General features: G+C 41.5%; 22 protein-coding genes. 18 read left to right on the forward strand and 4 right to left on the reverse strand.

What is annotated here, in order from left to right:
• The first annotated feature begins 23 nt into the window (after positions 1-23).
• From SporoP8_RS10835 to SporoP8_RS10845, 3 genes are all read left to right on the forward strand, one after another.
• The gene (locus tag SporoP8_RS10835; RefSeq protein WP_085132505.1) at positions 24-1,754 is read left to right on the forward strand and encodes a class I adenylate-forming enzyme family protein; all 1,731 of its coding nucleotides are present in this window, start codon (positions 24-26) and stop codon (positions 1,752-1,754) included.
• 17 nt (positions 1,755-1,771) lie between these two features.
• Complete coding sequence (locus tag SporoP8_RS10840; protein WP_085132506.1) at positions 1,772-2,971, forward strand: acetyl-CoA C-acyltransferase; 1,200 nt, start codon at positions 1,772-1,774, stop codon at positions 2,969-2,971.
• A gap of 114 nt (positions 2,972-3,085) precedes the next feature.
• The gene (locus SporoP8_RS10845) at positions 3,086-4,432 is read left to right on the forward strand and encodes a sigma-54 interaction domain-containing protein (protein WP_085132507.1); all 1,347 of its coding nucleotides are present in this window, start codon (positions 3,086-3,088) and stop codon (positions 4,430-4,432) included.
• Here SporoP8_RS10845 and rpoN read toward each other — a convergent pair.
• Positions 4,427-5,701 (reverse strand): RNA polymerase factor sigma-54, encoded by a 1,275-nt coding sequence (rpoN, locus tag SporoP8_RS10850; protein WP_085133617.1) that lies wholly within the window; start codon positions 5,699-5,701, stop codon positions 4,427-4,429. The two genes, SporoP8_RS10845 and rpoN, sit on opposite strands and share 6 nt — an antisense overlap.
• Before the next feature lie 117 nt (positions 5,702-5,818).
• Positions 5,819-6,244, reverse strand: coding sequence for a DUF1284 domain-containing protein (locus SporoP8_RS10855; protein WP_085132508.1), 426 nt, complete (start codon positions 6,242-6,244; stop codon positions 5,819-5,821).
• Positions 6,245-6,411: 167 nt separating this feature from the next.
• On the opposite strand from SporoP8_RS10855, the gene SporoP8_RS10860 reads away from it, so the two are divergent.
• A complete protein-coding gene (locus tag SporoP8_RS10860; RefSeq protein WP_085132509.1) occupies positions 6,412-7,332 on the forward strand; it encodes a DMT family transporter in 921 nt (306 codons plus the stop codon).
• 88 nt (positions 7,333-7,420) lie between these two features.
• Here SporoP8_RS10860 and SporoP8_RS10865 read toward each other — a convergent pair whose 3' ends face one another.
• A complete protein-coding gene (locus tag SporoP8_RS10865; protein WP_085132510.1) occupies positions 7,421-8,650 on the reverse strand; it encodes a Fic family protein in 1,230 nt (409 codons plus the stop codon).
• A 232-nt stretch (positions 8,651-8,882) separates the two neighbouring features.
• On the opposite strand from SporoP8_RS10865, the gene SporoP8_RS10870 reads away from it, so the two are divergent.
• The 14 genes from SporoP8_RS10870 (at position 8,883) to SporoP8_RS10930 (ending at position 22,922) form a co-directional block, all read left to right on the forward strand.
• Positions 8,883-10,217, forward strand: a complete 1,335-nt coding sequence (locus SporoP8_RS10870) for an alkaline phosphatase (protein WP_085133618.1) — start codon at positions 8,883-8,885, stop codon at positions 10,215-10,217.
• Positions 10,218-10,498: 281 nt separating this feature from the next.
• Positions 10,499-12,079, forward strand: coding sequence for a PucR family transcriptional regulator (locus tag SporoP8_RS10875; RefSeq protein WP_158232386.1), 1,581 nt, complete (start codon positions 10,499-10,501; stop codon positions 12,077-12,079).
• 124 nt (positions 12,080-12,203) lie between these two features.
• Entirely contained in the window at positions 12,204-12,851 is a 648-nt protein-coding gene (locus SporoP8_RS10880) for an aspartate/glutamate racemase family protein (protein ID WP_085132512.1), read from the forward strand.
• Positions 12,848-14,422: an OPT/YSL family transporter gene (locus SporoP8_RS10885; RefSeq protein WP_085132513.1), complete on the forward strand. Its 1,575-nt coding sequence runs from the start codon at positions 12,848-12,850 to the stop codon at positions 14,420-14,422. Before SporoP8_RS10880 ends, SporoP8_RS10885 begins: the two co-directional genes overlap by 4 nt.
• A 13-nt stretch (positions 14,423-14,435) precedes the next feature.
• A complete protein-coding gene (locus SporoP8_RS10890; protein ID WP_085132514.1) occupies positions 14,436-15,482 on the forward strand; it encodes an S-methyl thiohydantoin desulfurase domain-containing protein in 1,047 nt (348 codons plus the stop codon).
• 15 nt (positions 15,483-15,497) lie between these two features.
• Positions 15,498-16,439 carry a DUF1177 domain-containing protein gene (locus SporoP8_RS10895; RefSeq protein ID WP_085132515.1) on the forward strand — a complete coding sequence of 314 codons (942 nt, stop codon included), beginning with the start codon at positions 15,498-15,500 and terminating at the stop codon, positions 16,437-16,439.
• Complete coding sequence (locus SporoP8_RS10900) at positions 16,436-17,107, forward strand: AroM family protein (RefSeq protein ID WP_085132516.1); 672 nt, start codon at positions 16,436-16,438, stop codon at positions 17,105-17,107. Before SporoP8_RS10895 ends, SporoP8_RS10900 begins: the two co-directional genes overlap by 4 nt.
• A 41-nt stretch (positions 17,108-17,148) precedes the next feature.
• A complete protein-coding gene (locus SporoP8_RS10905) occupies positions 17,149-18,018 on the forward strand; it encodes a DMT family transporter (protein ID WP_085132517.1) in 870 nt (289 codons plus the stop codon).
• Complete coding sequence (locus SporoP8_RS10910; protein WP_232319140.1) at positions 18,015-18,926, forward strand: aminopeptidase; 912 nt, start codon at positions 18,015-18,017, stop codon at positions 18,924-18,926. The genes SporoP8_RS10905 and SporoP8_RS10910 overlap by 4 nt, the downstream gene beginning before the upstream one ends.
• A 202-nt stretch (positions 18,927-19,128) precedes the next feature.
• Entirely contained in the window at positions 19,129-19,935 is an 807-nt protein-coding gene (locus SporoP8_RS10915) for a conserved phage C-terminal domain-containing protein (RefSeq protein ID WP_198166000.1), read from the forward strand.
• On the forward strand, positions 19,916-21,196 hold the full coding sequence (locus SporoP8_RS10920; RefSeq protein WP_198166001.1) for a replicative DNA helicase: 1,281 nt from the start codon (positions 19,916-19,918) through the stop codon (positions 21,194-21,196). Before SporoP8_RS10915 ends, SporoP8_RS10920 begins: the two co-directional genes overlap by 20 nt.
• Complete coding sequence (locus SporoP8_RS10925; RefSeq protein WP_085132520.1) at positions 21,193-21,663, forward strand: hypothetical protein; 471 nt, start codon at positions 21,193-21,195, stop codon at positions 21,661-21,663. Before SporoP8_RS10920 ends, SporoP8_RS10925 begins: the two co-directional genes overlap by 4 nt.
• Positions 21,660-21,791 carry a hypothetical protein gene (locus SporoP8_RS16890; protein ID WP_269747672.1) on the forward strand — a complete coding sequence of 44 codons (132 nt, stop codon included), beginning with the start codon at positions 21,660-21,662 and terminating at the stop codon, positions 21,789-21,791. Before SporoP8_RS10925 ends, SporoP8_RS16890 begins: the two co-directional genes overlap by 4 nt.
• Positions 21,792-22,025: 234 nt before the next feature.
• Positions 22,026-22,922 carry an AEC family transporter gene (locus SporoP8_RS10930; protein WP_085132521.1) on the forward strand — a complete coding sequence of 299 codons (897 nt, stop codon included), beginning with the start codon at positions 22,026-22,028 and terminating at the stop codon, positions 22,920-22,922.
• A gap of 110 nt (positions 22,923-23,032) precedes the next feature.
• Here the strand turns inward: SporoP8_RS10930 and SporoP8_RS10935 are convergent, their stop codons facing one another.
• Positions 23,033-24,412, reverse strand: coding sequence for an MATE family efflux transporter (locus SporoP8_RS10935; RefSeq protein WP_085132522.1), 1,380 nt, complete (start codon positions 24,410-24,412; stop codon positions 23,033-23,035).
• Between the last annotated feature and the right edge of the window lie 42 nt (positions 24,413-24,454).

The raw sequence follows: 24,454 nt of genomic DNA on the forward strand, positions 1-24,454 counted from the left end.
ATTGAAAACAAGGAGGCGGAAAGATGATACTAGCAGATCAGAAAAAGATTGATGAATATACAGCTAAGGGATATTGGGGAACGAAAACACTGTACGACTTATTCTTGGAGAACGTTCGTAATAAACCGACTGCACTTGCTGCGGTGGATCCACTCAATAGAGAAGCAATCTGTTCGGGCGCGCCTCAGCGTTTCACATATGGACAACTACAAGGAAAAGTTGAAAAGTTATCAGCCTTCTTATTGAAAAATGGTATTCGCAAAGACGATATTATTGGAATTCAGTTGCCGAACACTGTTGAAATGCTATTGACATACTTAGCGATTTTACGTATCGGTGCCATTGCTACACCGTTTCCTGTGCAATATAGAAAGCATGAATATCGTACCCTCTTGAACTTCACGGAGGCAAAGGCGGTCATCACGATGACCCATATTCTGAAACATGACACAGCGAAGGATTTTGTTGATGTAAAGCAAGAGGTATCTTCACTCCATACGATTTTTGCATGGGGAGATAATCTACCGGAAGATGCAGTTTCACTTGATGACTTGGACATGTCACATGAAGACGTCCAACTGGCGAATGAAATTTGCGCCAGTATAAAGAATACAGCGAATGACATCTTCACAATCTGTTGGACATCAGGAACGGAAGGTACACCAAAAGGAGTTCCGCGTACACAAAACGAATGGATTATTTCGGCTTATGCCTCTGTTGATGCAGGTGCATTCACAGAAGATGAAGTACTACTGAATACATTCCCGATGGTGAACATGGCAGGAATTGCAGGCATGTTCGTACCGTGGTTATTAAAAAATTGCACACTGATCATGCATCACCCGTTCGATCTGCCAACTTTCCTTAAGCAGATTGCAACAGAGCGAGCGACTTATACTTTAGCTCCACCTGCATTGTTAAATACAATGCTTAATAATGAAGACATCCTCAAGTCAACGGACTTTTCATCGATGCGTGCAATCGGCTCGGGTTCTACACCATTGTCACCTTGGATGGTCAAAGGTTGGAATGAAAAGTTCGGCATATCGATTATCAACTACTTCGGCTCAAATGAAGGTGCAACATTCATTAGTGATCCACGGGATATTCCAGATGCAGAACAACGCGCCAACTATTTCCCCCGATTAGGAGTGCGGGGGCTTGAATGGACGACTAGAATTGCTCACTACTTCGAAAGCAAGATCGTAGACACTGAAACCGGTAAAACAATCACAAAAACAGGTATGCCTGGCGAGATGCGTATTAAAGGAGCAAGTGTGTTCCCAGGTTATTGGAGACAGGAAGACCTAAACCATGAAATCTTCGATGAAGACGGATTCTTCTGTACAGGTGATTTATTTGAAATCATCGAAAAAGATGGGGAAGCGAAATTTTATCGTTTTGTCGGCCGCACGAAGGAAATTATCATTCGTGGTGGTGTCAATATCAGCCCTGGAGAAGTAGAGTACCTGTTACAATCACACCCCAAAGTGGCAGACGTTTCAATCGTAGGTTTGCCTGACAAGCTTATGGGAGAAAAAGCTTGTGCTTGTGTAGTACTAAAAAATGCAGATGAAACACTAACAATTGAAGAAATTATCCAGTACTTTAAAGCCCATGATTATGCAATTTATAAAATTCCTGAGTATATCCACTTCCTCGAAGAGTTGCCACGTAATCCGGTTGGAAAGATTATGAAGTTTCACTTGAAGCAACTTGTAATGGATTCGGCGGAAGAACGCCAAGAAGCTTGACCGAAGGAGTGGAAGAAATGACGCAAGCATATATTTACGATGCAATTCGTACGCCAAGAGGAGCAGGCAAAGAATCGGGTGCATTGGCATCAGTACCACCTATCCAACTAATTTCCACGCTGATTCACGCACTGGAGGAGCGTCATTCATTCGATAAGGCTCTGATTGAAGATTTTGTGCTCGGCTGTGTGACGCAGGTGAAAGATCAAGGTGCGGATCTTGCGAAGATTTCCGCACTCTATGCCAGATTACCTGAAACGGTAGGTGGCGTAACGATCAATCGGTTTTGTGCTTCTGGCCTGGACGCTGTTGGTATGGCAGCGGCAAAAGTACAGGCGGGATTCGAGCAAGTTGTACTAGCAGGCGGCGTAGAATCCGTCTCCCGTGTTCCAATGTTGTCGGATAAAGGTGCATGGTTTTCGGATCCTGACGTCAGTAAGAAAACGGGGTTTGTCCAGATGGGGGTATCTGCTGATATTATCGCTTCCCTTGAAGGATTCACAAGGGAAGAGCTTGATGAATATGCGGTACAGTCGCAAGAACGCGCAGCCTATGCAAGGGATTATGGTTATTTTGATTCGTCCATCGTACCGGTTTATGACGAAGAAGGTACGTTATTACTTGCTAACGATGAGCTAATCCGTGAAAGTACGGTCGATAGTCTTGCTGGACTGACGCCATCATTCATCAAATGGGGAGTTGGACCAGCGGAAGAGCAGATCTATGAAGCGTTTCCGAAGCTTGAAGCGATTGAGCATATGCACCATCCGGGAAACTCACCTTCACTCGCAGACGGAGCGGCGTTGCTTGTCGTTGCGAATGAAAAGTCGGGTGAAGCACTCGGTATGAAACCACGTGCTCGCATTGTGGGAGTAGCGAATACATCGGCCAGTCCATACTTATTAACAGGTGGACAGGCAGCGAGTCATAAAGTGCTGGCGCAAACTGGTTTAAGTTTCAATGAGATGGACTTGATTGAATACAATGAAGCATTTGCGGCAACGGTTCTGAAACTTATTCGGGATGAAAAGATTGATTCAACGAAAATAAACGTCAATGGCGGCGCAATTTCGATGGGGCATGCGCTCGGCGGAACAGGCGGTATGTTGCTTGCAACGATTTTGGATGAACTCGATAGGATAGACGGGAAGTATGGACTCGTTGCGATTAGTGGCGGTGGCGGAGTGGGAACTGCCATCGTCGTGGAAAGAATATAGAATAGAAATGAGAGAGGGTTCTTCTGCTGAAGAATCCTTTCTTTTTTTATGTTAGAATAGTAAGAAAGCTGTTGATTCGAAAACAACTCAAACGGCGAGTATGGGGTGAATGGCATGGAAAGTATATACGAAAAGGCATTTCAGCATAATTTCGATGGGATTTGTGTGTTCGATCATGAAGGGAAAGGACTGGCGATCAATCAAGCGGGGCAGCGTATTACGGGATTCACTAAAGAGAAATTCGTAGGGGAAACGACAAAGAATGCCATTGAAAAGGGCTATATCTCCAAATCAATTACGAATCGTATTATCCAAACGAAGAAGCCTGTCACTGATGTCATCAGTATACAAGGTCTGGAAGTGCTTGTGACAGGCAATCCTGTACTTACTTCCGAAGGTGAACTTCAGTATGTCGTCTTAAATGTGCGAGATATATCCGAGTTAAACAATTTGAAATTGGACGTTCTACTATCTATAGCGTTGCGAAGAAAACATCAAAGCGTTACGCCTAAAGTCTCATCTATAGATGTTGCAGGTGTTCATTCGGACGATGTGATCTCGGCTAGTCCTAAAATGAAACAAGTCGTGCAATTAGCTGCACGAGTTGCTAAGGTGGACTCTTCTATACTGATCTTAGGGGAGTCGGGTGTCGGAAAAGAAGTCGTAGTGAAGCTGATTCATGAAAACAGCGCAAGGGCCGATCTTCCTTTCATCAAAATCAACTGTGCCGCTATACCGCGTGATTTACTGGAATCAGAACTGTTTGGCTATGAGAAAGGTGCGTTCACCGGTGCTAACCAACAAGGGAAAGCAGGGTTATTCGAAGCCGCGAATGGTGGTACCGTATTCCTAGATGAAATCGGGGACATGCCGATGGATTTGCAAGTGAAACTCCTGCGGGTCCTGCAAGAATTCGAAATCCGGAGAATCGGTGGCACAAAAGACATTAAAATCGATGTGCGCATTGTTTCTGCTACAAATAAAAACTTACAAGAACTTATTGAAAAAGGAGACTTCCGCGAAGATCTTTATTATCGACTCAATATCATCCCAATTCATATCCCACCACTGCGAGAACGTCCCGAAGACATTCAGCAACTGGCTCATCTAGTATTGAACCGGACAAATCGTAAATATGGACTCGAGCATTACTTCCAACCTGGACTCGTTGAATTGCTACATCAATACGAATGGCCAGGCAATATCCGTGAAATGGAGAACATGATTGAACGCCTCGTCGTCACAGCTGAACAAGACGAAATCAGCTGGAGTAGTTTACCCTTCATCATCGACCAGCCTGATTTGAGCGAGAATTATTCTTTGAAAGCGACACTTGAAGAAATTGAAAAGAAAATCATACTGGAGAAACTGCAGACCTTCCGTACTACGCGGAAAGTGGCTCAAGTGCTTGGCATCAGCCAATCCGCAGTAGTGAAGAAGATGAAGAAGTACGGCTTATAAAATCGATTTCCGTTTACTAGACGACAGAATGTGGAGTTCATCCCGATACTTGCTGACCGTCCTGCGCGAAATCGTGATTCCTTGTTCTTTCAATAGCAAATCCACAATCTTTTGATCGGATAACGGCTTCCGTTTATCTTCTTTCGCAATCAGTGACTGGATCGATGCTTTCACAGCGGATTGAGATACATTGTCGCCATCCTGTGCAGCTAGTTTGGATGTGAATAAAGAGCGCATTTCGAACGTTCCGGCAGGCGTTTGGATTACTTTATTGGAAACGGTACGGCTAATAGTCGACTCATGCATCTCAATACTATCTGCCACTTCTTTCATTGTCATGGGCTGCAAAGCTTTCTTTCCATAGCGGAAAAATGCGTCTTGTTTTTCGAGAAGATCCGTCACGATGCGAATGATCGTATTGCGCCGCTGTTCGATACTTGTTAGTAACCATTGCGCTTGTTTATGATAGTCGCGCAAATAGGAAGACAGATCGGATGTACCTGTAAGAGAAGATACATACTCTTTGCGCAGTCCGATTTTCGGAAGGTCCCGGTCGTTCAAATGAAATGACAACTTCCCGTGTTTTTCCTCAACGATCACGTCAGGCATCATGAATTCTGTTTCATTGTGACCGAGTTCTGGACAAGGTCTCGGATGTAGCGTCAGCAGAAATTCATGCAGTTCGTTTACGTGTGCCATCGTAATATTCATACCATTGGCGATCTGTTGCCATTTACGTTCGGCCACATAAGGCAAATACTCCGATATGAACGTTTCGATTAACTCGGGACACTCTTCGCAGCTTCTAACTTGAAGCAACAAACACTCCTGCAGCGTCCGAGCACCTATGCCGGGCGGACCGATTTGCTGTAGTAATTCAATACCGGCCTCTACATTTTCTATAGCGTGCGCATCTGCGCATAAATAGCCGTGATCATCCAAACTATGAATCAACGTCTTAAGTAATTGCTTCGTCTTGACATCGTGGAAATCGAACTCGACTTGTCGAAGCATTTGGTCACGTTTACTGACGTCTTGCTGCTTCACCCATTCTGTAGAATCTGTTTCCTGACTTGTGTAGTTTAGGGGCTGTCGTTCTTGGAATGAATCCATTGGTTCAGCTTCTTGTATCTCAATCACGGGATTTTCTAACTCTTTTTCTCGTATATATAGCTCCAGATCATAGGTCGATAGTTGTAATAGCTCGATTGCTTGACGGAGTTCAGTCGTCATCCGTAAACTGAGTTCTTGTTTTTGTTGGAGAGACATATTCAACGAAATCTCCTCCTTATAATAAAGTACATGATGAAAGTATATGAATACGCTTTCATTTCTATGTGTTTATCATATCATGCACTTTCGACTTGGGCTATTGTTCTGAGAAGTTTATTTTTCCTGAAGAACTTGCCGTAATCCTCTCGACTCCACCACATCGTCGACACCTTCCTGGCAAAACCCATACGAACGCCAAGAGCACGTCTCGCACACTACGACAATATCTTCGGGCACGACATGTAGCCGAATCCTTCGCTCGACTTCGCGCCAAGGTAGCACATCACTGACTTTCAATCCGAGCTTATGTAAAATCACCGCGTCGCGTTCATAAATTCCGTCATCTTGACAATGATACGGTTGCCCTTGAGGAAACTTTGCACATAAATAATCCGGGCCTTTTATGATTTGAATCAACGTGTCAGGCCGTTCCCGTAACACATCATGAATTTTCGTCATATTTTCCGTGTACTCTGCTGAATAGCCCATTCCACGGTACCCGAGCAAACAAAAGATATGGTGCCCACGTAGTTTGATCATAGAAACCCACCTTTTCTGAACTGTATAATAGTTAACCAATTTTATTATTCAGTATACACATAATCGTATGCAGGAGGGAAGTGCGAGTTTGGGAACATTGACTTTGTGGATGTACCTTTTATAATTAGCCCCATACGAAAATAATTTGTAAAGAGGGCTAGTGGACGATGAAAGATATAAAAGTACTTATTACATTGGTGCTCGTTATGTTGACATGGGGAATTAACGTATCCGCTCTCAAATATCTTGTGACCTATTTCGATCCGATTACTATGACGTCGATGCGTATTATGTCCGCTGCCGTTCTAGTGTTTGTCATTTTGTTTTTTCTGAAGAAAATTCGCTTGCCTAGAAATAGGGAATGGCTATATATCGTCGGCGGCGCCGCAACCAACGTCGTGATGCATCATTATTTTCTAGCGGAAGGACTATCAAGAACGAGTGCCGCTAACGGGGGATTAATACTAGGGCTTGGTCCGCTATTGACCGCGACGTTAGCTGTTTTTATTTTGAAAGAAAAAGTCACCGGCGTACGGGCTTTGGGCTTTCTGTTCGGTGGAATAGGGGTCAGTATCGTCGTACTTGGAGGCAGTGGAAAAGTAGGAGAACTGTCATTTGGAGATGTCGAAATCTTCTTATCGATCTTATCTCAAGCCATTAGTTTTATGCTAATTAAAAAAGCGTCCAGCACAATGGATGCGCGGCTATTGACAGGATACATGCTGTTAATCGGTTCCGTCATTTTAGTCATCATTGCACTGATAAAAGAACCAGGTGGTTTTGCCGAATTAAGTAAAGGAACCCCAACTGTCTGGAGCGTATTCCTATTCTCGGCTCTGATCGCGACCGCTGTTGGTCACATGGCATATAATTCTGCCATTCAAACAATCGGTGCAGCACGCGCTTCAATCTTTTTGAACTTCAATACATTTTTCGCACTGATAGGCGCGAGTATATTTTTAGGAGAATCCATTTATCCCGCTCACTTTATTGGGTTGGTATTTATTGTCGCAGGCGTCCTCTTCGGCTCAGGTTCTTTGGAGATGTTTATAAGGAATCGGAATAAACCGGTACCGCCTGTTGGGTAGGTAGTAGATGGTGAAATGATAAATATAATCCGCTAGTTTAACGACGGGAAACTAGCGGTCATTTGTACGGATAGATATTAAATTTCTTTTAAATTTTTAATGTGTCATATAGAAAATCAGAAGTCAGACTATATGAAATTGGACGAAGTTGTTGTAGTGAGACGATGCCTTCCTCTTCCATTTTATCGAGAGCCTGCTTGACCTTGTACCGTGAATAGCCAGAGAGGGTAATGAGGCGGCTGACCAATATATCTTCGTTGGAACCAAAAACGGTCAATACTAGTAAGTAAAAAAGAATCTCTTGCTCTTCTTTTCTTAATTCCCTAGAATCATGAGTCAAGAATTGTTGTATACGAACTAGTTTTGCTTCGTTAATGGATAAATCTTCTAATATATTATGTTGTCCAGCAATCAATAACTCCAGCATACTTTTTAAATAAAATGTCAATTCTCCTTTATTCATAGGAGAAGGAACTTCTTCTAAAGCCTGATAATACTTCGCTTTGTCTTTATTAATAGCGTAAGAGAAAGTTACTGCTGAGTAGCGTTCCAGATAGTTGGCAAGGTAACTACCGACCAATAGTCTACCTGTTCGACCGTTACCATCATAAAAAGGATGGATATATTCATAGTAATAATGTGCTATCAAATATCGGAACAACTCTGGATGCGTATCATCTTGTAAGAACTGAATGAGATGAAAGAGAGCTTCTTCAATTTTTGCCTCTGTTTGCAAGCCGACATGTGTAATTCTTGAGCCATCAGTCACTTCCACTTCGTCTTTTCTAAACAGACGACCATCTGGCGCATCCTTCGTAGAAATTTCATCAGAAACCAAATGATCGTAAAGCGTCCGGAAATCCTCTAGAGCTCGAAAAGGCCCAATATCTTCAATATGCATATAGGTTTTCATCATACCCATAAAACGCTTCATTTTTGGATTCGGTTCTTGTAGGCGTTGTAGCACATGACTCAGTTCTTTCTTTGTGCTGCGAATACCTTCGATTTCATTATTACTTTGGGCGTCATTAATAATCAAGCGCTGGAAGTAAGGTTCTGCTGCAAATGCAGGCAATTTACTAACTAATGATAGGATTTTACCACTATTCAAAAGGGCTTCATTGTTCAGTTTAATAAGTTCAGGCGTCATGACATAGAACAGTTCAAAATGCTCTCGATCTAGCCTGCCTTTCCTGAATGCACGAATAGGTAATAGTGTGTTCATACTTCCATAGCCCGTGATTCGCTTCAAATATTCTTCTTCAAAAGAATCCGGATTCAATTTATAAAAAAGCGTACTCAATTTTTCGTAAGTCATGATACAAACACCTCCCTAATTCAAATATATGCACTTTTTTAAATTAGTATACATTTATAATGGTATATAGACAAGTTTATATAAAAAGGCTGTTATAGGAGGAAGTTAAATGTTTCCATACCAAACCTTTACACAGCCTTCTCCGTATATTAATAATCTTCCGGTAGAGTAATAGTTGATTACAAATACAGGAGGTTGTTTATTGTTGAAGAAGACAGTCGTGCCCGTAGTCATGCTATCCGCTGCTTTAATTGGCGGTGCCATCTGGACAGGGAATAATTCAACGAGTTCAGCTAACGAAGTGAAAAAGGAAGACGCTACAGAAATCAAGAACGTCATATTCTTGATTGGGGATGGCATGGGAAGTTCCTACACATCCGCTTATCGTTACTTTAAAGATGATCCGAAAACTCCTGAGATCGAGTTAACAGCGTTCGATAAATATTTGGTCGGTCAACAAATGACCTATCCTGATGATGATGAGGAGTCGATCACCGATTCAGCATCTTCAGCAACGGCTATGTCGTCCGGTGTCAAAACATACAATAACGCCATTGCGGTCGATAAAAAGAAAGAGCGCGTGCAAACGGTCCTTGAAGCGGCAAAAGAAGCAGGGAAGTCGACAGGCCTTGTCGCCACTTCTGAAATTACACATGCCACTCCCGCCGCTTACGGTGCCCATAATGAAAGTCGAAAGAATATGGACGAAATCGCCGATGATTATTACAATGAACGCATCAATGGCGAGCATACCATCGATGTCCTTCTAGGCGGTGGGAAAAAACACTTCGTCAGAGAAGATTTGAGCCATGCGCATTCATTCGAATTGGATGGATATGGATATGTCACAACAAAAGAAGAATTATTGAACAATAAGCATGATAAAATACTAGGATTGTTCGCAGATGGCGGCATGTCAAAAATGATTGACCGTTCGGCAGAAACTCCTTCACTGGAAGAAATGACAGAAGCAGCGATTGACCGATTGAAGAAAAATGAAGACGGATTTTTCCTCATGGTAGAAGGAAGCCAAGTCGATTGGGCAGGACATGACAATGATGTGGTCGGTGCGATGAGTGAAATGGAAGACTTCGAGAAAGCATTCAAGGCAGCTATCGAGTTTGCGAAAAACGATCCCCACACATTGGTCGTTGCAACGGCGGATCACTCAACTGGCGGATTTTCCATAGGAGCGGATGGCGTCTATAACTGGTCTGCCGATGTCATCAAAGCCGTGAAACGTACACCTGCTTTCATTGCACAAGAAATCGCGAATGGTAACGAGGTAGGACAGACATTGGAACGCTACATCGATCAAGAAAGTTTGCCATTAGAAAAGAAGGAAATAGAAGCAATTCAAGCAGCAGGTACAGAGGCAAGTGCTATCGAAACAGCGATCAAGCAAATCATCGATAAACGTTCGTATACGGGTTGGACAACTAGTGGACATACAGGTGAAGACGTACCGGTTTATGCCTATGGACCATCCAAAGAGCGTTTTACAGGACTGTTAGATAATACGGATCATGCGGATATTATATTTGATATTATTGCGGGTGAGAAGTGAGGCTATATCCTACAGTATACATGAAGGAAAAACGCCTTCCTATCGTAAAGATGGGTAGGCGTTTACTTGTGATTAATTGAAATTTCAATTCGTTAATTGCTATGATACATCGTGCAATAAAATTGAAACGTATATGAAAGAACGGAAGTAGCAGAAAAATGATATAGATATGTTATGAAAATTCCTGTTAGATAAAGAATAAAAATATAAAAAATACTAATTCTCTACCTATGCTTATAATCTACAGTATATTGTATACTATTAACTTAGGAGGGATGCAGATGAATATTCAAGAAGCGCTAACGATTGGTGACTTGACGAAAAGTATAACTATTGCTGGATCCGAAGGTATAACACGTGAAATCACCTCCATCGAAGTAATGGAAGTTCCTGAAGTAGTCAGCTGGGTTACATCGGGGATATTAGTGATGACAACATTTTATTCGATTAAAAATGATATAGAAAAGCAAATTGAAATCGTTCAGACATTGATTGATAAAAATGCAGCAGGAATTGTTATCAAACTGGGTAGATTCGTAGATGCATTGCCTGAAAAAATGTTGGCTATTGCAAACAAAGAAAACTTTCCTATTATTGTTATACCTAAAAACGTTTCGTATATCAATGTACTGGCCCCCCTATATGAGCGACTATACAAAGAGAAGCAGCTAAAGGAAAACTCCTATCAACCATTCATAGATTTTGAATCCAAATCCTTTGCCTCACTTTCAAAAGCAATGGAAGAATTGAGTGAAATTATTGGAGGGCCATTATATATAGAAGATGTACAGTGTTCTCTGCTCTATTGCACAAGAAAATTTCTTCCGAATGGTTGGCGCAATTCCAACACCCTATTTTCTAAACCAATCCATACGAATTATGAAGAGCTTTCCGAAGAATTAAAGACATCACTTATACAAACTGGTGGAACATTGCTAAAAATAGATGGTTTTCGCAATATCTTGATCATGCCGTTACTATCTAACAAATATATCTTTGGAATGCTTCATATACCGTATACTGAAAAACTAGAAGCCAGCAATAGTCCAATCGAAAATCTGAAAGAGATCGTGGAAAAGATAGAAGAGTTATTTATGAATGAACAGCTCTACCTACAAAAAAAGCGAATTGAACATCTTAAACGTCTGGAGCAATTCAACCAAGCGGATGAGCAAGAATTTCAAATGAAAGAGCACTTCATTATTCGCTTCCATGCAAGCTGGTTTGAAAAACATGATACACTAACGCATTATGTCATTGATTATTCAAATATAGTATTGAAAGAGTTGCTATTTATTATGGAAGACATTCCAGAGTGCTCTTTTACATTGTTCGAAAAGCATGGGCACTACTATGCACTAGTAGATCGCGCAAAAAATGAGGATGTATCTGTTATGAAAACACTTGAAAAAGTGATTGCAGATAGTATCCACTCATTGACAATTGCAGTAGCTCCGATAGAAAAAGACAATCGCGTGTTGGCGGATAGTATTCGGTTGGTGGATAAAACCATGGAAATCGGACGACTTATTAGAAAAAAAGAGACCTTCTACACCTATGATCAATTAGGTATATATGAAATTCTTATTAATTTAACATCTCAAAATGTAGTGAAAAACTATACTAAAAGTATTTTAGAACCATTATTTGTCGATCAAAATAAAGAGTTACTACATACGTTAGAAGTATATTTGAATGAAAATGGTAATGTTACAAAGGCATCGGAAAAATTGTTCATACACCGAAGAACACTGACATTCCGACTGCAGAAAATACAAGAACTATTGCAAATGAATATTGATGAAGCAGAAAATCGTTTTATTTTGAACTTTTGTTTGCGAATAAAATCTTTAAATAGATAGGCGTCTTAGAACGTCTATTTTTTATTGTGTAAATTATGTGCAATATAGTTGACTGAATATTGCGCACTACTGGCATTACATTGAATAGTTTAATTATTTATAGTTGGTCAAAGGAGTGGTGGGAATGTTGGGAATCATTCGAGTGCTCACGACAGATGATGAAAAGATCTTGCTCGAGCATGGAAGACACATGTGGGAAACAGATCAAATTCAAACGATTACACGCTGTATTCAAGATCAGCCAAATGGCATTTACGATCCTACGACGCTAGCAGAAGCTGTGCCAAAGATCATTTCTCTCGCTCAAGAACTCATCAGAGAACCTGGCGTGGACGCAATAACGATTAGTTGTGCAGCCGATCCAGCGTTACAAGAGTTAAAGGAGTTAGTAGATTTTTATGTAATGGGTGCAGGTGAATGTGGAGCAAAGGCGGCTATGCAAGCAGGGCGAAAAGTCGCAGTGATAGGAATTACGAATACGATTCCGAAAAATATCATCGATGAATTAGGTGACCGCTTTTATACCTATTCATATTCGCCAAACTTACAAAAAACTACAGATCTATTTACAGAACAAGCAAAAGTAGAATTACTAGCACTTGCGAATGAAACAGTGAAGTGGGGGGCAAATGTCATATTGTTTGCTTGTACAGGGTTCTCTACGATCCGACTTAAAGAGTATTTATCAAAAGAAATCCATATACCAATCATTGATTTGGTAGAAGCGCAGGCATTCGTATATAAGCAATTTACAAAGGAGGGTAAGGGATGAATACAAAGACAAAAACATTTGATTTACCATTTGTTATTTTTTCGATTATCATTTCAATATTTGGTGCAATAATCGGGATGCAGTTGATTACAACTTTAGGAATCACGCCGAATACATCGATTATCGGTGCATTGGTTGCGATGCTAATCGCTAGAATACCAATGCAGATGTTTTATAAGTATCGTTCCATAGAGAATCAAAATCTTATCCAGACTTCCATATCAGCGGCAACATTCGGAGCGGCGAATAGTTTGCTCATTCCGATTGGCCTTCCATTTGTAATGGGAATGCCAGAACTAATTACACCGATGCTGATCGGTGCGGGTCTTGCTTTGTTCATCGATGTATTCATTCTCTACAAAGTATTTGATTCGAAATTATTTGGAGCCAACGAAGCATGGCCACCTGGTATTGCGACAGCTGAGGCATTAAAAGCTGGAGACCAAGGTGGTTCAAAAGCAAAGTTCCTTGGTATCGGTATTGGAGTTGGCTTAATCGGATCGTACTTTGGTATCGCGATGTCGGCTTTTGGCGTGGCATTCATCGGAAATATTTGGGCGTTACTTATGTTCGGTATTGGCTTATTGCTTCGTGGCTATTCCATACCGATGTTTGGTGTAGATTTAAATGAATTCTATATTCCACACGGCATGATGATTGGTGCGGGCTCAGTTGCTTTACTACAATTTGTCATCACGCTTTGGCAGGCGAAGAAACAAAAGAATACACAGCGTGAAGAGAAAGGCGACTATAGCTACACACGTTCAGACAATGATGTGAAAAAAGGATTTGGTATCGGTTTTCTACTGTATTTAGTGGCGGCTCTTATTTTAGCGGTTATTGGCGGTATCATCGGGGACATGTCAGTAACACAAACAATTATGTTTGTACTGTTCGCGGCATTTGCTGCATTAGCTAGTGAAATTATCGTCGGAATTGCAGCCATGCATTCCGGTTGGTTCCCGGCATTCGCGGTGACATTGATTGCCTTGCTTATCGGTATGATGTTAGGCTTCCCACCGATTGCACTTGCACTACTTACTGGTTTTACAGCTGCAACTGGTCCAGCATTTGCTGATTTAGGTTATGACTTTAAGTCAGGTGCGATCTTGCGTAGTCACGAAAAGAAAGCAATTGAGTTATTTGGTCGTAGACAACAATTAAAAAGTTCATTAATCGGTTTTGGTGTAGCGATTGTCATGGTAGCACTTTTCCATGATTCCTTCTTTGCACAGGATCTTGTACCGCCAGTAGATCTTGTCTATGCCACTACGATTGAAAGTGGCTTGGGCGGAAATGTTGGCATGTTACTTCTTCTATGGGCAATTCCAGGCGCGCTCATCCAATTAATCGGCGGTCCTAAACGACAAATGGGTATCTTGTTCGCGACAGGTCTATTGATTATTAATCCAATCGCCGGCTGGGCGGTACTTGCTGGTATTACCATTCGATTTATTGTATTGAAGGTAAAAGGTCCAGAAGCAGAATCTACAATGTACACCATGGCAGCAGGATTTATCGCTGGGGATGCGATCTACAGCTTCTTTACGTCACTATGGAAAGTAAAGTAATGGAGGAACAATTATGACTATACGAACACTTACAAAAGATGATGCAATTAATGGAGTTTATGGAGGCTGTATTTTAGGCGGGGGTGGCGGTGGCTGGATATCAGATGGCTTAGAAAAAACAGAGCAAGCCTTTACTCTTGGTTCACCACAACTTATTACCATAGATGAATTAGAGGATGGAGATTATGTAGCATGTGTATCACTAGTTGGCGCACCATCCGCAAGAGATGTGTATATCAATAGTGAACAGCTTGTCTCAACAGTAGAACGAGTCCAGCAAGAGTTTTCAGAACCAATTAAAGCACTCATGACAAATGAAAACGGAGCGGCTACCACTATCAACGGCTGGCTCCAAGCAGCTGCAACGGGACTTCCATTTTTGGATGCACCATGTAACGGTAGAGCCCATCCAACGGGTTCCATGGGATCTTTAAATTTATCGGAAGAGGAAGGCTACGTATCCATTCAATCATTTGCGGGCGGAGAAGGCGATCGACGAGTAGAAGGTGTCATCTCTAGTACGCTAGACATTTCATCCAACGTTGTGCGGTCAGTCTCGGTAGAAGCAGGTGGCATGGTAGGGGTTTGCAGAAACCCTGTATCTATTCGTCATATTAAAGAACATGCCGCGGTCGGTGGCATTTCACAAGCTATAGAACTTGGTGAAGTCTTCTTTTCGGTAGAAGGTCCTGACCGTATTGAGGCGGTAGCTACCCATTTAAAAGGACGGGTCATTCATTCAGGTACCATCAGCAAATTTGATTTAAAAGCAGTAAATGGATTTGACGTTGGTTTCGTACAAGTAGATGATCTTGAAGTGACGTTTTGGAATGAATACATGACAGTGGAAATGAATGGGGAAAGAAAAGGTACGTTCCCTGACCTCATTATGACATTTAACGCAGAAACCGGCATGCCTGTTGTCAGTGCAGAGCTAGAAGAAGGAATGAAGATCGCAGTCATTTCAGTACCGAAAGAGTATTTGAAATTAAGCTCGACGATGTTTAATGAAAAATTATTACGTGTGATTGAACCGATTATTAATAAAAATATTATTTGAAAAGGATGTATACCTATGTCATTAAAATATACAATGGACGTTATGGAAGTCTTAGATGATATCAACGCCAGCGGAAAACGAGTAGTCGATTTATTTGAGGGATTTGAACATTGTGACGCCTCTTATGAAACAGTTACAGGAGTTGAAGGTTCTACAGACTTCGTAAAAATTGTTATCAAAGGAACGGAAGGTAAACTTAGCGGTGGAAAAGCACAAACACTAGGAATCGTTGGGCGTTTAGGGGGATTAGGTGCCCGTCCTCACAGAATAGGATTTGTATCAGATGGAGATGGAGCAGCAGCTGCGGTCGCAATTGGCGTCAAACTTGCTAATATGTCAATAAAAGGCGATCGTTTACCTGGTGACGTCATTATCACTACACACATTTGTCCAACTGCCCCTACACAACCACACGAACCAGTTGATTTCATGGGATCGCCAGTAGATATCTTGACGATGAATCAATATGAAGTAGTTCCCGAGATGGAAGCGGTAGTTTCCATCGATACGACAAAAGGAAATCGCGTATTTAACCATCGGGGTATTGCGCTATCACCCACTGTGAAATCTGGATATGTACTGAAATTCAGTGATGAGTTACTTCGAATCATGGAAATGACAACAGGGGATCTACCTGTAACATTTGCAGTGACTACACAGGATATTACACCTTACGGGAATGATGTCTATCACATCAACAGTATTCTACAGCCTGCAGTCGCTACTGATGCACCCGTTGTGGGACTGGCAATCACTGCAAAAACGGCTGTGCCAGGTAGCGGAACGGGTGCGAGTCATGAAGTGGACATAGCGCAAGCGGTCCGATTTACAATCGAAATTGCTAAAGAATTTACAAGAGGTCAAATCGAATTCTACGATAAAAAAGAATTCGAGCGTTTGGAAATGCTATATGGTTCCATGAAGCATCTTCAAACAGTGGGTAATGAAGGAAAATGACAAAGAAAGTCGTAGGTGTCTTGACAATCGGACAGTCGCCGCGAACAGATGTGACGCCAACTATTCAAATCGTTATGGGATCAGACGTCACCATTATAGAAAGTGGAGGATTGGACAGCTTGACGGACGAAACTATTCATTCTGTCCAACCCGATGACACTGATACAATCTATATTTCCAGAATGCGAAATGGTCAGTCCGTAAAAATCGGGAAAAGCAAACTCCTTCCTTTATTGCAAAAAGAATTAACCGAACTGGAGAGTAAAACGGATATCACGTTGATGTTATGTACGGGTGATTTCCCAACCTTGCACACGACACAACCTATTATTTATCCCGATAAAGTGCTAAATCATATGGTTAGCGCCATGTTACCAACAGGTTCACTTGGGCTGATCATTCCATTAGAAGAACAACGAGAGAAATTACTAGCAAAGTGGAATCAGCAAGAACTAAAATTGTTTGCTGAAGTGGCATCCCCCTATGAAAAGAGTGATATTGCAGGAGCTGCTCGCGCCTTGCAAGAACAAGGGGTAGATTTGATTGTACTTGATTGCATGGGATACAATGAGAAGCATAAATTGGATGCTGTAGAGAACAGTGGGCTACCGGTTATCTTACCTCGTACTTTAATTGCGCGAGTCCTATCTGAGTATCTGTCTGGATAGACCCGGTTTTTCCGGGTCTATTTTTCATAGGGGGGAGTAACATGCCGGTTATCGCTTTATTCATGCTCAGCATACTATGGGGCTCGACGTTCTATTTTACCAAGCTATTGTTGCCGGACTTCCATCCTGTGTCTATTGTATTTTACCGCTGCTTATTCGGTGCGCTGACGTTATTACCTTTCTATCTAACGAAGAAAGGAAAAGGAAAGTTTACATGGGATAAGGTTCCTTTACTATTGGGCATCCCTTTGCTAAGTGCAGGAATTCCGTGGATACTTATGAGCATCAGTCTGCAGAGCTTAGACACGACAATCAGTGCTGTATTAAATGCCACTGGCCCAATCTTTGGCGTGCTAATCACTATATTTTTACTAAGAGAACGAGTAGAAAAGCCAGCTGTTATTAGTGTCATAGTTGGATTTACAGGAGTTTTTATAGCTTTTGCAATTGGTTCGGCGGAGACGAAGAGCTTCCAAATAGGGAGTGCGATTGTACTACTCTTAGCGGTAAGTTTTTATGCATTATCGTCTGTTTTGACAGGGAAGTTTTTAACGATGTACTCAGTCGTGACGATTTCTCTTTGTTCCATGACAGCGGGTATTCTCTTTTCAGGTCCTATTATGTTGGCGGTGGATGCTAACAGTCTACAAGGATTTACAGACAGCCAAAACGTCTATTGGTTTCTGTTACTAGGCGGGGTCAACTCTGGTATAGGGAATTTATTGTTTTATTATATAGTAAAGTCAGGTGGAGCAATTTTTGCACTATCGATTACGTATTTAATGCCTATTACGACGATCTTATTAGGCTATTTCCTATTGCATGAGCCAGTAGGAGCGGGAACGTTTATTGCGTTAGTATTTGTGTTATATAGTGTATATTTATCAAAAAGAAAGGGTGTAGCAGATTGAAAAGCTTTCAAGAAACAGTTTCTACGTTAATGGTAAATAACTTTGAAGTGACAAAAGACATTAATGCTTTGGTGCTGATGGATATGAGTACTGAGGAGTTGGGTAAGAAGTTTTCAGATGCGTTGCAAAAGGATCGCTGGAAAGTACGCACGTATCTTATGGAAGATCGTACTAGGCCTGGAGAGGAACCACCGCAAGAAGCTGCAGATGAAATGTTGAAATATGATTTAGTGTTCTGTTTAACGAAACATTCATTGACTCATACAGTCGCTAGAAAGAATGCTAACACTCATGGAATCAGCGTTATCACGATGCCAGGTATTACAGAAGATATGTTCTTAAATGGTGCAATGTCTGCAGATTACAGCCGTGTAGAAAAAGAAACGCTTAGTATGACAGACAAATTAACAGATGCCCATACGGTCATTATTGAAACGGGAGCTGCACATGAGCTAGTCATTCCAGTAAACGGTCGTAATGGAGTGCCAAGTACAGGGGTATTCCGTGGAAAAGCTGCATCTGGCAATCTCCCATCTGGTGAAGCATATATTGCACCGCTTGAAGGTGAAGCGGAAGGAACAATCGAGATAAATGGATCGATTTCAGGTATTGGGCTAGTGCCGAAGCCTATTGTGTTAACGATAGAAAAAGGCCGATTAATCGACGCTAGTGGACAGGATGGAAAGAAATTACTGGAATTGCTAGGCGATGGAGACGGACGATACTTATGCGAACTAGGCATTGGAACAAATCACGCAGCTCGTTTAACCGGCAATATTCTTGAAGATGAAAAAGCCTATGAAACGATTCACGTCGCATTTGGGTCCAATCATACATTTGGTGGAAAGATTAAAACGAATGTGCATATAGATTGCGTAACGAAAAATCCAACAGTGAATTGGAAATAAAGTTCAGTACATACTATAAGTAGTCAAAAGATCATACAAAAAAGAAGTTACAGCTCAAAACACGAGCCGTAACTTCTTTTTTTTGTGCAATTTTCAACTTTATAAAAATAAAAATAAAAAATCAGTATCCTTTTTGAATAATTCTTCTATATGACTAATGAAAAGGCAAATCATTAAGCAACTGAACAGGAGGCACGGAATTATGAAACAACATAGCCGAGATATCAAAATACCATTTTCGCCACAGTTTGCAGCGATAGTCGGTACGAACGAAGCGCTGTTTCTCCAGCAACTGCATTACCGATTGCAAATATCTAAAAACCACAAAGAGGGCCACAGATGGGTGTATAACACGTATGAAGAGTGGACGTGTGAGTTCCCGTGTTGGAAGATGCACGTCGTAAAGAGGCTAGTGAAAAAATTGGAAACAGACCAACTGATCATTACTTCTGCATACAATAAGATGCCGATGGATCGAACGAAATGGTATCGCATTGATTATGAAAAGCTGTCACAGACGTGCGGCGAATTTGTACCCTTCGAGCAGACGGAAACGGTCGATCGAGTCGAACAAAAAAGTCTGTCTGAGGAGAACATTTCGCTCCCAGCAATAACCAAAGAACTTAAACAGACTACAAAGAAAAAAAGATATAGCGAGAAAGATCTCGCCACTATTTCTTCTGTCATTGAGTATTTAAACAAAAAAGCGTTCAAGCGATTCAAGCATCATACGAATACAACGCTGGACCTTCTCCATGAGCGGATCGAAGAAGGCTACACACTGGACGATTTCAAACTAGTGATCGATACCAAGGCGGCGCAGTGGCTACATCATCCGCAGTTTCACAATTACTTGCAACCGTCCACATTATTCAAAGCAGAGAAATTTGAGAATTACTTAAATGAAGCTCCATCTGAAATGGCTCGATCGAACGGATTGGAAGCCTATGCGTCACCCACATTAGATTTCGAAAAGGGAGAGAATGAATATGAGTTACGAATTTGCTGAAAAAAGCTTGCTAGGTGCGATGTTTGAAGAAAATTATTTAATTCTCGATAGCCACATGCAAGCGAGATTTTTCCAAGGGCATGTGCATCAAACGATCTACACGGTCATGCGGGAATTGGCGCGAGAAGGGAAACCGGTAGACTATATTACCGTTCTGACAAGGAGAGAACCGAGCGAACTAGGAGGAGTCAATTACGTATATGGACTCAAACGATTTGCGAATGTCGTACGTTTTGACGAATACGAAGAGATGATCATCGACCAATGGAAAAAGCAAGAAACGGCACGGATATTACAGCAAGCGATTGAACATGATTGGAGCACGGATGACGTAGTGCATGCCTTGGAAGAACTGGATGAATTGAATAGCGGTAGAGAGGTGACTATATTATCGGACTATCTACTCACTCAATTCGAAAGACCGTTCTTGCCGGATCAAACAGAACCTGGCATATCGACAGGATTAATCGATTTGGATAAAATCCTGAACGGCTTCCAAGACTGTGAGTACATCGTCGTCGCGGGTCGGCCATCTATGGGAAAGACGGACGTGCTCAATCACTTCGCACTGCAAGCTAGCAGAGATGGACATATGCCGATTGTCTTCTCGCTTGAAATGAATCGTAACACAATGATTGACCGAATGATCGCTTCGACAGGTGAATACAATCGATTACGAATGCGTGACCCGTATGAATATTTTACCGAACCACAAAAAGATCGATGGACGCCAACGCTGAATTACTTGAACGGTGCGGGGATCCACATCAACGACAAAAGCAGTATGACAGTCAGAGAAATCAAAGCAAAAGCTCGGTATATCATCAAAACCAATCCGACGAAACGACCGATCATATTCATCGATTACTTACAAATCATCCGTCCTGAAGGCAATGTAAACAATCAAACGGTAGCAATCGGACAGATCAGCAATGAATTAAAAGCGATGGCAAAAGAATTCGACTGTCCCGTCGTCGTCTTATCGCAGCTATCAAGAGCGTCTGAAATGCGGCACGACAAACATCCCGTCATGAGTGACTTGCGTGATTCAGGAAATATTGAACAAGACGCCGACGTCATTGCGCTTCTCCATCGTGAAGATTATTACGAAAAAGACAAAGCGCCAACGAATCTACTGGAAATTGATATTGCCAAACACCGCAATGGACCGACCGGCACGATCACGGCCATCTACAGCAAAGAAACTGGCAAGCTATATGATATCGATACAGAGTATTACAAAAGGGGAGAAAACAGATGATCACCGTTCAAGACATGTTCGACTACGCACTAGAAATGGACTTATCCCACTTATCGCACAGCATCTACTGGGCTTTACTGAAAGATCAAGTGACATTCCAGGATGACAGTAAAAAACTACAAACAATCGAATTTGACGAAGTGGAAATTAAGCGAATGATGGAGAAAAACGACTTGAATATCGGCAACATAAAATTATTTGTCATGGACGGTCCCGATGACTGGTACGCTTTTTATTTGGCAGAGCATTCATTGGATGTCTACCGACTACATGAAGAATTATTTCGCGAACCACAACGCAATATCACACGAGCGGACCGACTGATGATCAAACGCATGACCTTTATGGAAACAGGCGCCGAGGAATGCCTGTATGAGCATAAGAAAGAAATCATGAATTACCCAGCATATGTGGGCCATGCAAAAGCAGGAGAGCATGTGCTGTATCTGGTGGAGGTGGGTGCATGACCGTGGAAGAACGCGGAGTACTGATCTTGGTGATCTGCTTGCGCTCACATTATTCGATGAGTTATGTAGAGAAGATGGGGGACGACGAGTTGGAAGCAATCTATGACAGACTTATAGCAGAGGGATGATGGAAATCTGCTATGTCGTAGTGAATTTGATGTCATTATAGTACACAAAAGAAGTTACACCTCAAACAGAGCGGTAACTTCTTTTGTATGTAGTTTTCTCATGAATATTTCATATAAGGAGACAATCTACAAGATTACTATTAGTATGGAATCTGTAAGGTGTTTTGGAAGTTCACCCAAGACACGTACGTCTCATCCAGCTAGTGAGATGATAGGATCGTTAGAGGTGTATAAATGGGATTATTTTTTACAGTTATTTTACCGATTATTTCAGTATTCATAGTAGGATTCATTTTACAAAGAGTCAAAAGCCTACACATTAAATCAATTTCTTCACTTTCGATTTACATACTATCGCCTGCTCTTGTCTTTTCGTCATTATATAAGGCTGATTTTAATGCAAGTTATATGACGATCCTGATGTATATGTTTGCACTTTTTTATGCGATGGTTGCACTCAATAAAATCATTGCGAAAATCTTTAAATGGGATAAAAAAGTAGAAAGTGCTTCTATACTGGCCACAGGTTTCATGAATTCGGGAAACTATGGTTTGCCGGTCGTGTTATTCAGTTTAGGGGAAAAAGCACTGCCTTATGCCATATTCATCATGGTAATTCAATCACTGCAAAACAATTTCTTCGGTGTATATTACGCGTCACGCAGTACGAGTGGCATAGGTCGATCTATTAGAATGGTCTTTAAAATGCCGACAACGTATGCGGCGATTTTCGCTTTCGTTTTCCAGTATTTCAACATTACAATGCCAGAATCGATTATGTCTACGACGTCCATGGTCGGGGATGCCGCGATTCCGGTCATGATGATCATGCTAGGCATGCAACTAGGAACAGTGATCCGTAAGAAGCCCAATTGGCAAGTGGTCATTTCAGGCGTAGTACTGAAAATGGTCATTGCGCCTATACTCGCGTTTGTTTTCGTGCTGTTCGTAGGTATGGATCCTCTAGTAGGGACCGTCCTCATCATTATTTCAGCAATGCCGACAGCGGCTACGACGACTATGTATGCGATTGAATTTGATACCGAGCCGGAACTGGTTTCGATGATTACTTTGCTATCTACACTGCTTAGTATTGTGACGTTAAGTATACTGTTGAACAGTATTCTTTGAAAATACTAGTTGGAATGAAAGTGATGACAGTTTAAGACCCCGACACACAAAAGAAGTTGAGGCTACGAATGGCTTCAACTTCTTTTGGTGTACAGTTTTTCACGCACTATTTACCTATCATGATCTACATTTGGGATTTTTTTAGCTTTCCTAAAGAATAGTAAAGCAATAGCAAGCGTCAATATATCTGCTAGCGGAATCGCAAAGAAGACGGAAAATGAAGGAGTAATGTTGAAAATATCATATTTCTCGAATATATACGGTAATAGCACAACTAATGGAATAACGGAAACGACTTGTCTCGTCATCCCGATGATCACTGCTTTCATTTCGCTTCCTGTAACTTGAAGCAACGTCATGATGGTATATGTAACGCCAAGTACCGGGAACGTGATGAAAATCACGTGGATGATGGACATGACCGATTCTATAATTTCTTGATCACCTGTGAATAGTAAGAGGATATACTTTCCGAACAAGAAAACTATTGCCGTAATGCCGATACCGTAAAAGAAACAATATTGTACAGTTTTCTTCACGACCATCAGCTTTTTCACTTCATCGCCTTTTCCATTGAAATAAGCAATAATGGTTTGCACAGCTTGTGTAATCCCTATGATCGGCATTAACATGAGCAAGTACATTTTATTGGCAATATTCCACAATGCGATGTGGGAATTGCCGCCAACCGTTAGTAGCTGGTAATTCACAATAAATGCAGTGACTCCTGCCAACAATTGAATAGTGGTTTGAGCAAATCCGATTTTAAACATGTTATACGACATCGTGAAGAACGCTCGAACGGAAAATCGATTCGATGTAAACCAGTTTTTGTTCTTCACAAGATACATGATTGCCAGTACAGCACATACCAATTCGCTAATGAGAGTCCCTAGCGCAATGCCTACCATACCTAACTGAAAGCCGAATGTGAGGATTGCGTTACTTACGATGTTGATCACTACAGAAAGAACAATAATAATGGCTTCGGCTTTTGGATTTCCAAATGCCCGTATGGTACTTGTCAGTGTGTAGCCAACAGCACTGAATATATTACTTACAATAATAATTTTCAAATAGTCATGAGCGAGAGTATATACTTCCGCTTCAGCACCAAGAGCGGATAGGATTGAATCCATAAACAAGTAAACAAGTAAGGACGTACTTATGCTGACAACGAGCGTCATGATGAACCCGCTCTTGAAATAATTGTTCAATTTCAATCGATCGTTCCGACCCAAATATTTGGAAATCATAATGGCTGTAGAAATCGCAAAAAGTGTTTGAAGGGCAACAAACACAGCGAGAAGTGGGGATAATAATCCCATCGCAGTCAATGCGCTTTCACTTTGGCTTCCTAAATGTCCCGCAAAGGATGTATCCACAACCGAAGTCATCGTTTCTATGATTAAAGAAAATATGGCTGGAAGTGAGAATGTCATAATTAATTTATTTACTGATTGGCTCTCATATATAGTATTGTTCATCATGTATCCCTCCGAGCTTCATCATAACACTTGAAATAGGACACC

This window comes from Sporosarcina ureae, from assembly GCF_002101375.1.
GTDB classification, from domain to species: Bacteria; Bacillota; Bacilli; order Bacillales_A; family Planococcaceae; genus Sporosarcina; species Sporosarcina ureae_B.

Coding starts and splice junctions, on each gene's coding strand:
- SporoP8_RS10835 (WP_085132505.1), top strand. CDS start 24: ATGATACTAGCAGATCAGAAAAAGATTGATGAATATACAGCTAAGGGA.
- SporoP8_RS10840 (WP_085132506.1), top strand. CDS start 1,772: ATGACGCAAGCATATATTTACGATGCAATTCGTACGCCAAGAGGAGCA.
- SporoP8_RS10845 (WP_085132507.1), top strand. CDS start 3,086: ATGGAAAGTATATACGAAAAGGCATTTCAGCATAATTTCGATGGGATT.
- rpoN (WP_085133617.1), bottom strand. CDS start 5,701: ATGTCTCTCCAACAAAAACAAGAACTCAGTTTACGGATGACGACTGAA.
- SporoP8_RS10855 (WP_085132508.1), bottom strand. CDS start 6,244: ATGATCAAACTACGTGGGCACCATATCTTTTGTTTGCTCGGGTACCGT.
- SporoP8_RS10860 (WP_085132509.1), top strand. CDS start 6,412: ATGAAAGATATAAAAGTACTTATTACATTGGTGCTCGTTATGTTGACA.
- SporoP8_RS10865 (WP_085132510.1), bottom strand. CDS start 8,650: ATGACTTACGAAAAATTGAGTACGCTTTTTTATAAATTGAATCCGGAT.
- SporoP8_RS10870 (WP_085133618.1), top strand. CDS start 8,883: ATGCTATCCGCTGCTTTAATTGGCGGTGCCATCTGGACAGGGAATAAT.
- SporoP8_RS10875 (WP_158232386.1), top strand. CDS start 10,499: ATGAATATTCAAGAAGCGCTAACGATTGGTGACTTGACGAAAAGTATA.
- SporoP8_RS10880 (WP_085132512.1), top strand. CDS start 12,204: ATGTTGGGAATCATTCGAGTGCTCACGACAGATGATGAAAAGATCTTG.
- SporoP8_RS10885 (WP_085132513.1), top strand. CDS start 12,848: ATGAATACAAAGACAAAAACATTTGATTTACCATTTGTTATTTTTTCG.
- SporoP8_RS10890 (WP_085132514.1), top strand. CDS start 14,436: ATGACTATACGAACACTTACAAAAGATGATGCAATTAATGGAGTTTAT.
- SporoP8_RS10895 (WP_085132515.1), top strand. CDS start 15,498: ATGTCATTAAAATATACAATGGACGTTATGGAAGTCTTAGATGATATC.
- SporoP8_RS10900 (WP_085132516.1), top strand. CDS start 16,436: ATGACAAAGAAAGTCGTAGGTGTCTTGACAATCGGACAGTCGCCGCGA.
- SporoP8_RS10905 (WP_085132517.1), top strand. CDS start 17,149: ATGCCGGTTATCGCTTTATTCATGCTCAGCATACTATGGGGCTCGACG.
- SporoP8_RS10915 (WP_198166000.1), top strand. CDS start 19,129: ATGAAACAACATAGCCGAGATATCAAAATACCATTTTCGCCACAGTTT.
- SporoP8_RS10920 (WP_198166001.1), top strand. CDS start 19,916: ATGAGTTACGAATTTGCTGAAAAAAGCTTGCTAGGTGCGATGTTTGAA.
- SporoP8_RS10925 (WP_085132520.1), top strand. CDS start 21,193: ATGATCACCGTTCAAGACATGTTCGACTACGCACTAGAAATGGACTTA.
- SporoP8_RS16890 (WP_269747672.1), top strand. CDS start 21,660: ATGACCGTGGAAGAACGCGGAGTACTGATCTTGGTGATCTGCTTGCGC.
- SporoP8_RS10930 (WP_085132521.1), top strand. CDS start 22,026: ATGGGATTATTTTTTACAGTTATTTTACCGATTATTTCAGTATTCATA.
- SporoP8_RS10935 (WP_085132522.1), bottom strand. CDS start 24,412: ATGATGAACAATACTATATATGAGAGCCAATCAGTAAATAAATTAATT.